This is a genomic window from Streptomyces acidicola (assembly GCF_009377235.1).
GTDB classification, from domain to species: domain Bacteria; phylum Actinomycetota; class Actinomycetes; order Streptomycetales; family Streptomycetaceae; genus Streptomyces; species Streptomyces acidicola.
On sequence record NZ_VMNX01000075.1, the window covers coordinates 25,718 to 39,034 of the forward strand.

Sequence of the window (13,317 nt, forward strand, 5' to 3'; positions counted from 1 at the left end):
CTCTCGGGTGATCGTCTTTCTATGCTCTACGGGTATGCAGCTGATCCAGGAAACGCCAGACCTGTCCGCATATCTGGCCGCCGACGACGTCATTGATCACCATCACCCCCTCGTGCGTGAGACGGCCGCACGGCTCGCTCGCGGGGTGGAGGACTCGTATTCCTATGCGCGAGCCGCCTTCGAGTTCGTCCGGGATGTCATTCCGCACTCGCAGGACTCGGGGGACCTCCGTGTCACCTGGCGGGCCTCCGACGTCCTGGAGCAGGGCACGGGTATCTGCTATGCCAAGGCTCATGCGCTGGCCGCGCTGTTGCGGGCCGAGGACATCCCGACCGCGCTCTGCTACCAGAAGTTCGAGGAGGTGCACGGTCTGGTCGCCGTGCGCTTCAACGGCGCCTGGCACCGCCAGGACCCGCGGGGCAACAAGCCGGGGGTGGACGCGCAGTTCTCCCTCAAGGGCGAGCGGCTGGCCTTCACGCCCCACCTGAAGTCCAATGAGATGGACTATCCGGTCCTGTACGCTAAACCGCATCCGGCGGTACTGAGTGTCCTCAAGGCCGCTCCCGACCGGCCATACCTCTGGAAGACGCTCCCCACCGCACTGTGAGGCAGGCGATGACTCTCACCCTGACCGTGTCCGACGACGTGCGCGCCCTCGCGCCCGGATTCACGCATGTGATGATCGAGGCGCACGGACTCGTGAACGGGCCCAGCACCGAGGAAAGCGCGGCACTCCTCGACGACGCGGCCCGCCGGCTCGCCGCACGCCTGGACGGTCGCGCGCCGCACGAGGACCCGCACATGGCGGCCTGGCGCGAGGCGTACTCGGCCTTCGGCTCCAAGCCGTCGCGCACCCGCAACTCGGCCGAGGCGCTGGCCAAGCGGGCGCTGTCCGGGGCGGGCCTGCCCCGGATCAACCTGCTGGTCGACCTCTACAACGCGATCAGCGTGGCCCATCTGATCCCGGTGGGCGGGGAGGACCTCGACCACATCCAGGGCGGGATGAGCCTCGTTCGCGCCACGGGGCAGGAGGACTTCGTGACGGTCGCCGGCGGCGAGGAGGCCGTCGAGCACCCCGACGTCGGGGAGGTGGTGTGGCGCGACGAGGCGGGCGTGACCTGCCGCCGCTGGAACTGGCGCCAGGGCCCGCGCACGAGGCTCACCGAGGAGACCACCTCGGCGCTCTTCCTGCTGGAGAGCCTGGCGCCGATGCCGGTCGCCGACGTCGAGGCGGCGGGTGCGGAACTCGCCGAACTGCTGGAGAAATTCGGCGCCGGGGCGCGTGTCACCGTCCATGAGCCGCGAACGCTGTGACACGACCGTGCGCGGTGGAGGGCCCGCCACGGCCGCGGCGGTCACGAACTGACCGGTTCGGCTCCCCGCCGACGTAGGGGAACCCCTGACGGCGTCAGCGGGCCTCGGCCGCGCGGACCTCTTCGGGCGTCGGGGCCGTACCGCCCAGGTGCGCGGGCATCCACCACGTGTCGTCCGGGTCCTTGGGGCGTACGGGGTAGGCGCGCTGGGCGGCCTCCAGCAGCTCCTGGACGCGCTCCCGTACCTGCCGGGTGATGGCGCCCGCGTACTTGTCCTTGGAGGCCTCGATCGCCTCGCCGACGCGGATCGTGATCGGGGTGTGGCTGCGCTTGAAGTTGCGCGGGTGCCCCTTGGTCCACAGCCGCTGTGTGCCCCACAGCGCCACCGGCACGATGGGGACGCCCGCCTCCTGGGCCAGGCGGGCGGCACCCGACTTGAAGCTCTTCAGGGTGAAGGAGCGGGAGATGGTGGCCTCGGGGAAGATGCCCACGACCTCGCCGGACCTCAGCGAGTCCAGCGCGTGCGCGTACGCCGCCTCGCCCTGGTTGCGGTCCACGGGGATGTGCTTCATGTTGCGCATCAAGGGACCGGAGATCTTGTGCCGGAAGACCGACTCCTTCGCCATGAAGCGCACCAGACGCTTCTGCGGCAGCGCGGCGAGGCCGTCGAAGATGAAGTCCAGATAGCTGATGTGATTGCTCACCAGCACGGCACCGCCCGACCGCGGGATGTTCTCCGAGCCCCTGCAGTCGATCTTCAGGTCCCACGCCTTGAACAGCGTGCGGGCGAGGCCGATGGCGGGACGGTAGACAAGCTCAGCCATGGGACGGAGTGGACCCTTCTCTCTGCCAGGGAAGGGACTCCCGGCGGGAAGTTACGCAGCCGTAGGTTTACGGCATCTCGCAGATGGTGCCCCAAGAAACGGCGGGGAACCAGCCCTGGTGACGGCGAACGGCGAGATCCTCGTCACGTCGCTCGACCGAACGGCTCCTGCTCTGCTTGCCTTTGCTTCACACGTACCGTTACTCATCGGACGAACAGGGACATTTCGCACCGCAGACAGTACCCGAACACCGCGTTGGGAAGGCGGTGGCGAATCGCCCCGGTCGCCGCGAGTGAATCAAGCCTTCCGCAGCGGAAACGATTCCCGGAGTCGGGAATCTCCGCGGTCCCGTGAACGCTGAAGCGGGCGATGACCGGACTGGTGCTGTCCGTGCTGGTGCTCACCGCGGCGAGGAGCCACGGAGCGCCGCAGCGGCGGCGGAGCGGGAGAGACAGGGTGCGTGTGCGGGACGGCGGCAAGCGGCTCGGCGCGGCGGAGCTGGGGGAGGGGCTCGGCGAACGGGCCACACTCGTCCAGTTCTCCAGCGCCTTCTGCGCGCCCTGCCGGGCCACCCGACGGGTGCTCACCGAGGTCGCCGCGATGATCCCCGGGGTCGCCCACGTGGAGATCGACGCCGAGCAGCACCTCGACCTCGTACGGCGCCTCGACATCCTCAAGACCCCCACCGTGCTCGTCCTCGACGCGGACGGCCACATCGTCCGGCGCGCCATTGGCCAGCCACGCACGGCGGACGTCATCGCGGCGCTCGGTGAGGCCGTGTGAGCCGTCGACGGTGTCCCACCTCCCAGATGCGAGGGCGCACTTGACTGTAGGTGTCACCTATCGTCAGCCTGGCCGTATGCCCACGGAACTCCTTCTCTTCGAGCGCGTCCACGTGGACCTCGCCCGAACAGCGAGCGCTCGCTGTCCGGGCTGTTGAGCAGCCACGGACAAGAACGCCACCTCCTGCAGAAGGACAACTCCATGACCGCCGGCCCCAGTCTCGGCACCCATCGGCTCGCCTCCTCCGATCTGCTCCGCTCCGTCTTCCGGCGACACGCGGCCGGAGTCGCCGTGATCACGGCGCAGGACGGCGACGCACCTGTCGGCTTCACCGTCACCTCGCTCACCTCGGTCTCCGCCGAGCCCCCGCTCCTCTCCTTCGGCATCAGCACCGGAGCCTCCAGCTGGCCCGTGATCTCCCGGGCGGGCCACGTCGGCGTGCACATACTCGGCGAGCATCAGCAGCAGCTGGCCGCCACCTTCGCCCGCAGCGGCGCCGACCGCTTCGGCGCACCCACCGAATGGCGTACCGGAGCGGAAGGCGTTCCCGTGCTGGACGGCGTGCTCGCCTGGCTCGTCTGCCGCGTGGTGGCGCGGGTCCCCGCGGCGGACCATCACATCGTCCTCGCCGAAGTCGTTCTCGGCGATCCGTCGGGCGCCGGCCGCCCGCTGCTCTATCACCAGGGCCGTTTCAACGGTCTGCGCGACTGACGTTCCCCGTGGATGCCCGCCTGATTACGCAGCGTTGTCAAGGTCACAGTTCAAAGCGCTTGCTTAGGGGGAACAACTGCGGGAACGTAGAAGTGCGTACTGGCGAGTAATATTGCGGTCGGAGCGCGGGCCGCCCCGACCGGGACCTGCCGCTTCAGGCGCCTATGCTGCCTGCAAGAAGGCAGCCCGGAAATGACGATGCAGTAGGAGAGCCGGCGTGAGCTTGAGGATCGTTGTCACTGTGAAGTACGTGCCCGACGCCACTGGCGACCGGCACTTCGCCGATGACCTGACCGTCGACCGTGACGACGTGGACGGTCTGCTCTCGGAGCTCGACGAGTACGCGGTCGAGCAGGCGCTGCAGATCGCCGAGAACGCCGACGATGCGGAGATCACCGTGCTCACCATCGGCCCCGAGGAGGCCAAGGACGCGCTCCGCAAGGCGCTGTCCATGGGTGCCGACAAGGCCATTCACGTCGAGGACGACGACCTGCACGGCACCGACGCCATCGGCACCTCCCTGGTCCTGGCCAAGGCGATCGAGAAGGCCGGCTACGACCTGGTGATCTCCGGCATGGCGTCCACCGACGGCACCATGGGTGTCGTACCGGCGCTGGTCGCCGAGCGCCTGGGCGTGCCGCAGGTGACCCTGCTGTCGGAGGTCTCCGTCGAGGGTGGCCCCGACGGCACCGTCAAGGGGCGTCGTGACGGCGACATCGCTTCGGAGCAGCTTCAGGCGTCGCTTCCGGCGGTCGTGTCGGTCACCGACCAGTCGGGTGAGGCGCGTTACCCGTCCTTCAAGGGCATCATGGCCGCCAAGAAGAAGCCGGTCACCTCCTGGGACCTGGACGACCTGGACATCGAGGCCGAGGAGGTCGGGCTGGAGGGCGCCTACACGGTCGTCGACTCCGCGACCGAGCGCCCGGCGCGCACCGCCGGCACGATCGTCAAGGACGAGGGCGAGGGCGGCAAGCAGCTCGCTGAGTTCCTCGCGGGCCAGAAGTTCATCTGACAGCCCGGCAGTCGCTTACCGCCCCGCACACTTCGCAAGCAGGAGAGAAGAAGTCCCATGGCTGAAGTCCTCGTCTACGTCGACCACGTGGACGGCGCCGTCCGCAAGCCCACCCTGGAGCTGCTGACCCTGGCCCGCCGCATCGGCGAGCCGGTAGCCGTCGCCCTCGGCGCGGGTGCCGCCGACACCGCCGCCACGCTCGCGGAGCACGGCGCGGCCCGGGTCCTCACCCACGACGCCGCCGAGTACGCCGACTACCTCGTCGTCCCGAAGGTGGACGCCCTCCAGGCCGCCTACGAGGCCGTTTCCCCGGCCGCGGTCCTGGTGCCGTCCTCCGCCGAGGGCAAGGAGATCGCCGCCCGTCTGGCGCTGCGCATCGGCTCGGGCATCATCACCGACGCCGTCGACCTGGAGGCGTCCGACGAGGGTCCGGTGGCCACGCAGTCCGTGTTCGCCGCGTCGTTCACCACCAAGTCCCGCATCGCCAAGGGCGCCCCGGTCATCACCGTCAAGCCCAACAGCGCGGCCGTGGAGGCCGCCCCGGCCGCGGGTGCCGTCGAGGCGCTCGCCGTGTCCTTCTCGGAGAAGGCCACCGGCACGAAGATCACCGGCCGTACGCCGCGTGAGTCGACGGGCCGTCCGGAGCTGACCGAGGCCGCGATCGTGGTCTCCGGCGGCCGTGGCGTGGGCGGCGCGGAGAACTTCGCGATCGTCGAGGCCCTGGCCGACTCCCTCGGCGCGGCCGTGGGCGCCTCGCGTGCCGCGGTGGACGCCGGCTGGTACCCGCACTCCAGCCAGGTCGGCCAGACCGGCAAGAGCGTGTCCCCGCAGCTGTACATCGCCTCCGGCATCTCCGGCGCGATCCAGCACCGCGCCGGTATGCAGACCTCGAAGACGATCGTGGCGATCAACAAGGACGCCGAGGCCCCGATCTTCGACCTGGTCGACTACGGCGTCGTCGGTGACCTCTTCGACGTCGTCCCGCAGCTGACCGAGGAGGTCAAGGCCCGCAAGGGCTGAGCGCCTGTCGGTTCTGCCTTCTGAAGTACGAGGCTCCCGTGGCCGTCCGGACATCTGGACGGCCACGGGAGCCTCTGCGCGTTCCGTGCCGCCGCTCAGCCCAGGGTGAGCGAGGCCTGCACGGGCAGATGGTCGCTCGGGTACTGGCCGTTCAGGGTGAACGTGTTCATGGCCGCCCAGTGCGTGGTCACCCCGGGGGTACTGAGGATCCAGTCGATGCGCCTGCCGTCGGGCTTCAGCTTCCGATAGCCGTGGTACGTCCCGTACCCCGGGCTCCGCGCCCCCGCGGCGTCCCACGTGTCCACGAGCCCGGCGTCCAGCATCAGGTCATACACGCGGTTGCGGTGGGCTGCGACGTTGAAGTCGCCGGTCACGATCACCGGCAAGTCGCGGTCGAACCCGGCGATCGTCTCGCCTATCAGCTGCGCGGAGCGCTCGCGCGCGTACTGGCTCACGCTGTCCAGATGGGTGTTGAGGACGTAGAACTCCCGGCCTCCGTCACTCAGATCGCTGAACCGGACCCATGTCACCATGCGCAGCCAGTCCGCGCCCCAGGTGTTCGAGGCGATCACGTACGGAGTGCCCGACAGCCAGAAGTGGTCGAACTCGATCGGCTCCAGGCGTCTGGTGTCGTAGAAGATTGCCATGAACTCGTCCTTGCTGCCGCCCCCGCGCCCGGTGCCTATCCAGTCGTAGTGTCCGCCGAGATCCTTCTCGATCATGCGCAGTTGCTGGTAGAGCCCCTCCTGGGTGCCGATGACATGGGGGCGCTCGCGGCGCAGCAGCTCCCGCATCACCGGGCGGCGCACGGACCAGCGTGGTGTGCTGTCGACGACGGTCGCGAAGCGCACGTTGAACGTCATGACGTTCAGCGCTCCCGCATGTTCGCCGGCCGCGGCGGGCAGTGTGGATCCCGCCGTGGTGAGCAGTGGCACGGCGATGGCGGCGGCCGCCGCGGTCCGCAGACCCTGGCGGCGCGTCACTCGTGCGTCGTTCGGCACGCGATCTCCTCCCCTTGGGAGTCAGGATGAAGGGTGGGTGTGTACAGCAATACGAAAGAAGCGGGCGGGACTGCTGTGATCATGGCGGATCGCACACCGGAGGGTGCCGGAAAGGTGTTGACCAGCGGGAAGCATGCCGGATAACTTCGCCATACGGATTGCTGATTCCGCAAAGTGGAATACAGGAGGCTGTGGCATGGGGCAGGGCCGACACGAACACGTGACGACGAGTCTCGCGAGTGCCGTCAGCGAGGAGATCGGCGCCTCCCTCGCCCCGGTCGACGCCGAGCTGGCCCGCCGCTACCCCGGCGACCCCGGCACCCGCCAGCCCGTCCATACCGTCTACGTCCCCGGAGACCTGTTCGCCGCGGACACGATTCGCTCCTGGGGCGACCGGGCCCTCGCCGCCCTCGACGAACACGCCCCGGACGCCGCCGCCTTCGCGACCGTACTCGGCCTCGCCGACGATCTCGCCGAGCCGGTCCACGACCGCGTCCGCGCCAAGCTGGAGCGCGAACCCATCGAGGACCTGCGCGTCGACTTCGAGGACGGCTACGGCTCGCGCCCCGACGCCGAGGAGGACGCGACGGCGGCCCGCGCGGCCCGCCTGATCGCGCAGGCGTACGCTGAGGGCACCTCCCGGCCGGAGGCTGGGGGAGGCACGGCGGCCCCGTACATGGGCATCCGCATGAAGTGCATGGAGGCGCCCGTCCGCGACCGCGGCATCCGCACGCTCGACATCTTCCTCACCGGCCTGCTGGAGGCCGGTGAACTGCCCGACGGTCTCGTCCTCACCCTGCCGAAGGTGACGTACGCCGAGCAGGTCACCGCCATGGTGCGGCTGCTGGAGGCCTTCGAGAAGGCATGCGCTGTCGCGCCCGGCCGGATCGGCTTCGAGATCCAGATCGAGACCAGCCAGTCCATCCTCGCCACCGACGGCACCGCGACTGTGGCCCGCATGATCCAGGCCGCCGAGGGCCGCGCCACCGGACTGCACTACGGCACCTTCGACTACAGCGCCGGCCTCGGCGTCTCGGCCGCGTACCAGGCCAGCGACCACCCGGCCGCCGACCACGCCAAGGCGATCATGCAGGTCGCGGCGGCGGGCACGGGCGTCCGCGTCTGCGACGGCTCCACCAACGTGCTGCCCGTCGGCCCGAGCGAGAAGGTCCACGCCGCCTGGCGGCTGCACTACGGCCTCACCCGCCGCGCCCTCGCCCGCGCCTACTACCAGGGCTGGGACATGCACCCCGGCCACCTCCCCACCCGGTACGCCGCCGTGTTCGCCTTCTACCGCGAGGGCTTCGAGCAGGCCGCCGAGCGCCTGGCCCGGTATGCCAACCGCACCGGCGGAGACGTGATGGACGAGCCGGCGACGGCCAAGGCGCTCAGCGGCTACCTGCTGCGCGGTCTTGACTGCGGCGCGCTGGACGTCGACGAGGTGGCCAGGGCGACCGACGGGCTGACCCGGGCCGACCTGGAGCACTTCGCGACACCACAACGGGCGGACACGGCGATCCCGGGCCTGTAGCGGCCCTGTCACATCACTGCCCTCCGCCCCCGTACTGTCACCGTCGCCCCGTAGGCTGTGCGGACCTTACTTTCCTGACACAGAACGGGGCGCAGCGGTGTCTTCGGGGGAGAACGGACAGGCGGACGGGACCGGCAGGGTCCTCGCCGGACGCTACCGGGTGGTGGAGCGGCTGGGCCGCGGCGGCATGGGAGTCGTCTGGCGGGCCGTCGACGAGGTGCTGGGCCGTGAGGTCGCCGTCAAGGAACTGCGCACCTTCACGGACACCGCCGGGCCCGAACTCGACGCCCTCCGGCTGCGGATGCAGCGCGAGGCCAGGGCGGCGGCACGCGTACGGCATGCCGGAGTCATCGCCGTGCACGACGTGGCCGAGGTCGACGGCCGGCCACTGATCGTCATGGAGCTGGTGGACGGGCCGTCCCTGGAGGACGTCCTGCGCGAGCGCGGCCCGCTCGACCCGCGCGAGGCGGCCTCGATCGGCGCCAAGGTGATGGACGCGCTGGCCGCCGCCCACCGTGCCGGCGTACTGCACCGCGACGTGAAGCCGGGGAACATCCTGCTGGACCGCTCGGGCCGGGTCGTCCTCACCGACTTCGGCATCGCGACCATGGAGGACCCCGGCGACGACTCGGCCACCCATCTGACGCGCAGTGGCCAACTCGTCGGCTCGCTGGACTACTTGGCGCCCGAGCGGGCCCAGGGTGGCGACCCCGGCCCCGCCTCCGACATCTGGGCCCTCGGCGCCACGCTGTACGCGGCAGTCGAGGGCTCGGCCCCCTTCCGCCGTACGTCCACCTGGTCGACGCTGACCGCGATCGTGGTCGAGCCGCTGCCGGCACCGCAGCGAGCGGGCCCGCTCGGTCCCGTCCTCGGGCAGCTCATGGACAAGCACCCGGAGGCCCGCCCGGACGCGGACCGGGCCCGGGAACTGCTGGAGACGGTGGCCGGGGCGCCCTCCACGGACACCTTGACCATGGGACTCCGCGAAACCGGCCCGGGGCCCCGGGAGACGACGGAACAGAGCCTCCCGTCGGTACCGCCGGGATTCGGACCGCCGCAGTCCGGCCCCAATTCCGGGTTCGGACCGCCGAAGTCCGGCGCCAACTCCGGGTTCCGACCGCCGCCGACGGACGGAAACGCAGGGCTTGGGCCGTCACAGCCGGGTGGTCCTGCTGGTGCCGGGGCGCCGCAGCCGGGTGGTGGAGCCGGCTTCGGGGCACCGCACCCCGCGGGGAGCCCCGAGTTCGGGGTGCCGGGGCCAGGTGACCCCTCTTCGGCGGCCACCGCTTCCACTCCCGTCGTCCCCGCGCCCGGGCGCCGCAAGGGCCGTGCCCTCCTCGCCGCCGCGGCCGTCACGGTCGTGCTCGCCGCGACCGGTGTCACCGTGGCCCTCCTGAACGGCTCGGACGGCTCCGAGACCGGCGCCAGGGCGTCCACGGACCGAAGCAGCAGCGCGACTCCCACCGACACGGCGAGCCAGGGTTCCGCAGACCCCTCCCAGGACCTCGACACGCACACCGAGCAAGGCAGCAAGAAGCCCCCGGCCCCCGACGCGAAGCCGAGCCGGCAGACCGAGGCCGCGCCGGAGGCGTCCGCCTCCGCCTCCAAGCCCGCCGACGGCGGCACCACGGGCGGCGGCTCGGGTGACGTGGGCGGTTCGAACGGCGGCGGGCAGGAACCGAGTCCCGCGCCCGTCTGCGACGCGATCGGCGGCGGCAAGTACAACTGCCAGGTGTGGACCACCGCCAAGTCGTACACCGCCTCCGGCACCGAGGTGGGCGTCCTCAACCAGGGCACCAACTACTTCTACTGCCAGCAGAACCTGGGCCGCCGTGAGACCTACGGCGAGTGGACCAACGTGTGGTGGGCCAAGACGGACGACGACAGCGGCAACACGAACGTCTTCGTCAGCGACGTCTACATCAAGGGCGGCGACAACAACGAGCCGGTGCCGGGCCTCCCGGTCTGCTGACCCTGACCCTGCCTCTGGCCCGCACCGCACACCGCACGCACCGACTCACCTCACGTAGGGCTCCAGCCCGGAGGCGACCACCAGCTTCTCCTCGGCGAACAGCCGGGTGCCCCGGGCGCACAGCCGCCGGTCGAAGCGGGCGCGGGCGCAGAACTCCTCGGGAGTGTTGCCGAAAAGTTCCCTCAATCGCGGTGTCGAGACGAGGAGTTCGGTGAGCAGGGAGCGCTGGTCCCGATGCCGGCGCGGAGCACTGTTCCCGTCGTGCAGGACACCACGGCGGTTGACGTACACGTACGCGCCCGGGAGGGGCCGCCCGTAGTCGAGCTCGGGCTCCACCCGTACGTCGCTCGACGGCAGCCAGGCGCGGTCGTACGCCCCCGTGGGCGAGGCGACCCCCTCGCTCGCGTCGACGACCGCGAGCTGCTGGGCGTCGAGCCAGGTCAGGAACAACTCCCGTACGGTTCCTCGGGCCTTGAACGGCGACGCCGACACGTACCCCATGAGGCTCACATGCCCCGACACCCCGACATCCAGGCCGGTGACGCGCGCCTTCACCATGGGGATGGGCGAGGTGATGCCGGACTCGGCCATCTTGTGGCGAAGTTGCCCCGGGCAGGCGTTCGAGCCGACCGCGAGTACCGGGACACGGCCCTCGTAGGTGTCGTGCTCGTCCAGCGGCAGCATCCGGTCGCCCGCGAGGAGCCCGGACTCCTCCGGCCACATGCCCGGATAGCTCAGTGGTTCGTCGCGCGGAGCCACGGCCAGGCCGAGCTCCTCCAGTGTGCGTCCCTGCATGCGCGGCTCATTTCGCCGGGGCCAGCTCGCCCGAGCCGCGGGTGATCAGCCGGGTCGGCAGTTCGGTGCGTTCCGGGGTGACGAGGGTGCCGTCCAGCTGGCTGAAGAGGCGCTCGGCGGCGGTGCGCCCCAGCTGGGCCGCGTCCTGGGCGACCACTGTAACGCCCGGCTGGAGCAGGTCGGCCAGCTCGAAGTCGTCGAAGCCGACAAGGGCGACCGGACGGGAGCGCTCGGCGAGGACCCGCACGACGGTGACGGTCACCCGGTTGTTGCCCGCGAAGATCGCCGTGACCGGCTCGGGGCCGGACAGCATCTCCTCGGCCGCCCGGCGCACCCGCTGCGGATCCGTGACGCCCAGGGACGTCCAGGAGTTCGTCACCGGTATACCGGCGTCCGTCATGGCCGTGTGGTAGCCGCGCAGACGTTCGGCGGCGGTGTGGATGCGGGGCATGTCGCCGATGAAGCCGATCCGGCGGTGGCCGTGCGCTATGAGGTGGGCGACGCCGTCACGGGCACCGCCGAAGTTGTCGGAGAGCACCACGTCGGCGTCGATCTGCCCCGCCGGACGGTCCACGAACACCGTGGCGACACCCGCCCTGAGTTCCGGTTCCAGATAGCGGTGGTCGTCGCCGGCGGGAATGACCACGAGCCCGTCCACGCGGCGGGCGCACAGCGCGAGCACCAGCTCCTGCTCGCGGTCCGGGTCCTCCGCGCTGGAGCCGTTGATCAGCAGGGCGCCGTGGGCGCGCGCCACCTCCTCGACCGCGCGGCTCAGCGGGCCGTAGAAGGGGTCCGCGAGGTCCTCCAGAACCAGGCCGATACTGGCGGTACGGCCCTTGCGCAGCACCCGCGCGCTGTCGTTGCGCCGGAACCCCAGAGCCTCGATCGCCTCCTGCACCCGGCGCTCGGTGTCCGCGGTGACCCCCGGCTCACCGTTGACGACGCGCGAGACCGTCTTCAGCCCCACTCCGGCACGTGCGGCCACGTCCTTCATGGTCGGACGGTTGCCGTAGCGAGTTGCGGAGTTGCGGTCTGCGCGGCGCTCTCCTCGGGGTGCGGCGGTCTCGGGCACGATGCGGTGTCCTGTCCTGTTGTCCATGGTGCTGCGTCGGTCCGTGTGGCTGCAGTCGGTCCATGGGGTTGTATGAGGATGTGGCGTCGAGCATAGAGCCTGGACAACGTTGTCAGATCCGAGGGACACTGTCCACCGCGCTCTCCGGCCCGCGCCCCTTCCCGGGGCGCGTCGCGCTGCCGCCTCCGGCCGGGGAACCCGGTACGTCCCGGTCCGACGGGCACGACACAGCAGCGGGAGAACTGACACTGATGCACACCGACCTCGTGGCCGCGCTCGACATCGGCGGCACCAAGATCGCCGGAGCGCTGGTGGACGGCCAGGGCGGGATCCTGGTGCGCGCGCAGCGTGCGACGCCCGCGCAGGAGGACGGCGACACCGTCATGGGGGCCGTCGAAGAGGTGCTCCGCGAGCTGACGGCCTCTCCGCTGTGGAGCAGGGCACGGGCGCTCGGTATCGGCAGTGCGGGTCCCGTGGACGCCTCTGCGGGCACGGTGAGTCCCGTGAACGTGCCTGGCTGGCGCGGATACCCGCTGGTCGAGCGAGTACGCGCGGCCACGGGCGACCTGCCCGTGGAGCTGATCGGTGACGGCGTGGCCATCACGGCCGCCGAGCACTGGCAGGGCGCGGCCCGCGGCCACGACAACGCGCTGTGCATGGTCGTGTCGACAGGGGTCGGCGGCGGACTCGTCCTGAACGGGCAACTCCACCCGGGACCCACCGGCAACGCGGGTCACATCGGCCACATCAGCGTCGATATCGACGGTGACCCCTGCCCGTGTGGTTCGCGTGGCTGTGTGGAGCGCATCGCGAGCGGGCCCAACATCGCCCGCCGCGCCCTGGAGAACGGGTGGCAGCCGGGTCCTGACGGCGACACCTCGGCCGCCGCTGTGGCCGCCGCCGCGCGGGCCGGCGACGCCGTGGCCCTGGCCTCCTTCGAGCGGGCCGCCCAGGCCCTGGCGGCCGGAATCGCGGCCACCGCGACGCTCGTCGAGATCGACATCGCGGTGATCGGCGGGGGAGTGGGGAAGGCAGGGGACGTCCTGTTCGCCCCGCTGCGCGCGGCACTCAAGGACTACGCCACGCTGTCGTTCGTCCAGCGGCTGACGGTGACGCCCGCGCAGATGGGTACGGACGCGGGCCTGGTCGGTTCGGCCGCCGCGGCGCTGGCCCGGAGGCCGAGCGTGACGTCGGCGTGAGGGGTGGGGCCGTTGGCCGGGTGGCGGTCCGGTGCTTGTGGGCCAGACCGTACGAGCCGACGAACGCCCCCGCCGCCCCTACCC

The 13,317-nt window shown here is 70.8% G+C and carries 13 protein-coding genes; 9 read left to right on the plus strand and 4 right to left on the minus strand.

What is annotated here, in order from left to right; translation table 11 throughout:
* Positions 1–34: 34 nt before the first annotated feature.
* On the plus strand, positions 35–607 hold the full coding sequence (locus FPZ41_RS20690) for a transglutaminase domain-containing protein (protein WP_152864702.1): 573 nt from the start codon (positions 35–37) through the stop codon (positions 605–607).
* An 8-nt stretch (positions 608–615) separates the two neighbouring features.
* Positions 616–1,314: a B3/B4 domain-containing protein gene (locus FPZ41_RS20695; protein ID WP_152864704.1), complete on the plus strand. Its 699-nt coding sequence runs from the start codon at positions 616–618 to the stop codon at positions 1,312–1,314.
* Between the two features lie 94 nt (positions 1,315–1,408).
* On the opposite strand, the gene FPZ41_RS20700 is transcribed toward FPZ41_RS20695, so the two are convergent.
* Positions 1,409–2,137 (minus strand): lysophospholipid acyltransferase family protein, encoded by a 729-nt coding sequence (locus FPZ41_RS20700; RefSeq protein ID WP_152864706.1) that lies wholly within the window; start codon positions 2,135–2,137, stop codon positions 1,409–1,411.
* A 369-nt stretch (positions 2,138–2,506) separates the two neighbouring features.
* Between FPZ41_RS20700 and FPZ41_RS20705 the strand changes: the two genes are divergently transcribed.
* The 4 genes from FPZ41_RS20705 to FPZ41_RS20720 all read left to right on the plus strand — a co-directional run bounded on the left by FPZ41_RS20705 (position 2,507) and on the right by FPZ41_RS20720 (position 5,663).
* A complete protein-coding gene (locus FPZ41_RS20705) occupies positions 2,507–2,920 on the plus strand; it encodes a thioredoxin family protein (RefSeq protein WP_152864708.1) in 414 nt (137 codons plus the stop codon).
* A 201-nt stretch (positions 2,921–3,121) separates the two neighbouring features.
* Positions 3,122–3,631 (plus strand): flavin reductase family protein, encoded by a 510-nt coding sequence (locus FPZ41_RS20710; RefSeq protein ID WP_152864710.1) that lies wholly within the window; start codon positions 3,122–3,124, stop codon positions 3,629–3,631.
* A gap of 217 nt (positions 3,632–3,848) precedes the next feature.
* Complete coding sequence (locus tag FPZ41_RS20715) at positions 3,849–4,643, plus strand: electron transfer flavoprotein subunit beta/FixA family protein (protein WP_322620505.1); 795 nt, start codon at positions 3,849–3,851, stop codon at positions 4,641–4,643.
* Between the two features lie 57 nt (positions 4,644–4,700).
* The gene (locus FPZ41_RS20720; protein WP_152864712.1) at positions 4,701–5,663 is read left to right on the plus strand and encodes an electron transfer flavoprotein subunit alpha/FixB family protein; all 963 of its coding nucleotides are present in this window, start codon (positions 4,701–4,703) and stop codon (positions 5,661–5,663) included.
* Positions 5,664–5,758: 95 nt separating this feature from the next.
* On the opposite strand, the gene FPZ41_RS20725 is transcribed toward FPZ41_RS20720, so the two are convergent.
* Positions 5,759–6,664: an endonuclease/exonuclease/phosphatase family protein gene (locus FPZ41_RS20725; RefSeq protein WP_322620506.1), complete on the minus strand. Its 906-nt coding sequence runs from the start codon at positions 6,662–6,664 to the stop codon at positions 5,759–5,761.
* A 196-nt stretch (positions 6,665–6,860) separates the two neighbouring features.
* Between FPZ41_RS20725 and FPZ41_RS20730 the strand changes: the two genes are divergently transcribed.
* Both FPZ41_RS20730 and FPZ41_RS20735 read left to right on the plus strand, forming a co-directional pair.
* Positions 6,861–8,195, plus strand: coding sequence for a DUF6986 family protein (locus FPZ41_RS20730; RefSeq protein ID WP_152864714.1), 1,335 nt, complete (start codon positions 6,861–6,863; stop codon positions 8,193–8,195).
* A gap of 97 nt (positions 8,196–8,292) precedes the next feature.
* Positions 8,293–10,167 (plus strand): serine/threonine-protein kinase, encoded by a 1,875-nt coding sequence (locus FPZ41_RS20735; RefSeq protein WP_322620507.1) that lies wholly within the window; start codon positions 8,293–8,295, stop codon positions 10,165–10,167.
* A gap of 45 nt (positions 10,168–10,212) precedes the next feature.
* Here FPZ41_RS20735 and FPZ41_RS20740 read toward each other — a convergent pair whose 3' ends face one another.
* Both FPZ41_RS20740 and FPZ41_RS20745 read right to left on the minus strand, forming a co-directional pair.
* Complete coding sequence (locus FPZ41_RS20740; protein WP_152864718.1) at positions 10,213–10,962, minus strand: hypothetical protein; 750 nt, start codon at positions 10,960–10,962, stop codon at positions 10,213–10,215.
* 7 nt (positions 10,963–10,969) lie between these two features.
* Positions 10,970–12,061: a LacI family DNA-binding transcriptional regulator gene (locus FPZ41_RS20745; RefSeq protein ID WP_152864720.1), complete on the minus strand. Its 1,092-nt coding sequence runs from the start codon at positions 12,059–12,061 to the stop codon at positions 10,970–10,972.
* A gap of 224 nt (positions 12,062–12,285) precedes the next feature.
* On the opposite strand from FPZ41_RS20745, the gene FPZ41_RS20750 reads away from it, so the two are divergent.
* Positions 12,286–13,233, plus strand: coding sequence for an ROK family protein (locus FPZ41_RS20750; RefSeq protein ID WP_152864722.1), 948 nt, complete (start codon positions 12,286–12,288; stop codon positions 13,231–13,233).
* Positions 13,234–13,317 lie beyond the last annotated feature (84 nt).

Bases quoted from the DNA above. Each gene is read 5' to 3' on its own strand.
- FPZ41_RS20690 (WP_152864702.1), top strand. From the start codon at position 35: ATGCAGCTGATCCAGGAAACGCCAGACCTGTCCGCATATCTGGCCGCC.
- FPZ41_RS20695 (WP_152864704.1), top strand. From the start codon at position 616: ATGACTCTCACCCTGACCGTGTCCGACGACGTGCGCGCCCTCGCGCCC.
- FPZ41_RS20700 (WP_152864706.1), bottom strand. From the start codon at position 2,137: ATGGCTGAGCTTGTCTACCGTCCCGCCATCGGCCTCGCCCGCACGCTG.
- FPZ41_RS20705 (WP_152864708.1), top strand. From the start codon at position 2,507: ATGACCGGACTGGTGCTGTCCGTGCTGGTGCTCACCGCGGCGAGGAGC.
- FPZ41_RS20710 (WP_152864710.1), top strand. From the start codon at position 3,122: ATGACCGCCGGCCCCAGTCTCGGCACCCATCGGCTCGCCTCCTCCGAT.
- FPZ41_RS20720 (WP_152864712.1), top strand. From the start codon at position 4,701: ATGGCTGAAGTCCTCGTCTACGTCGACCACGTGGACGGCGCCGTCCGC.
- FPZ41_RS20730 (WP_152864714.1), top strand. From the start codon at position 6,861: ATGGGGCAGGGCCGACACGAACACGTGACGACGAGTCTCGCGAGTGCC.
- FPZ41_RS20740 (WP_152864718.1), bottom strand. From the start codon at position 10,962: ATGCAGGGACGCACACTGGAGGAGCTCGGCCTGGCCGTGGCTCCGCGC.
- FPZ41_RS20745 (WP_152864720.1), bottom strand. From the start codon at position 12,061: ATGGACAACAGGACAGGACACCGCATCGTGCCCGAGACCGCCGCACCC.
- FPZ41_RS20750 (WP_152864722.1), top strand. From the start codon at position 12,286: ATGCACACCGACCTCGTGGCCGCGCTCGACATCGGCGGCACCAAGATC.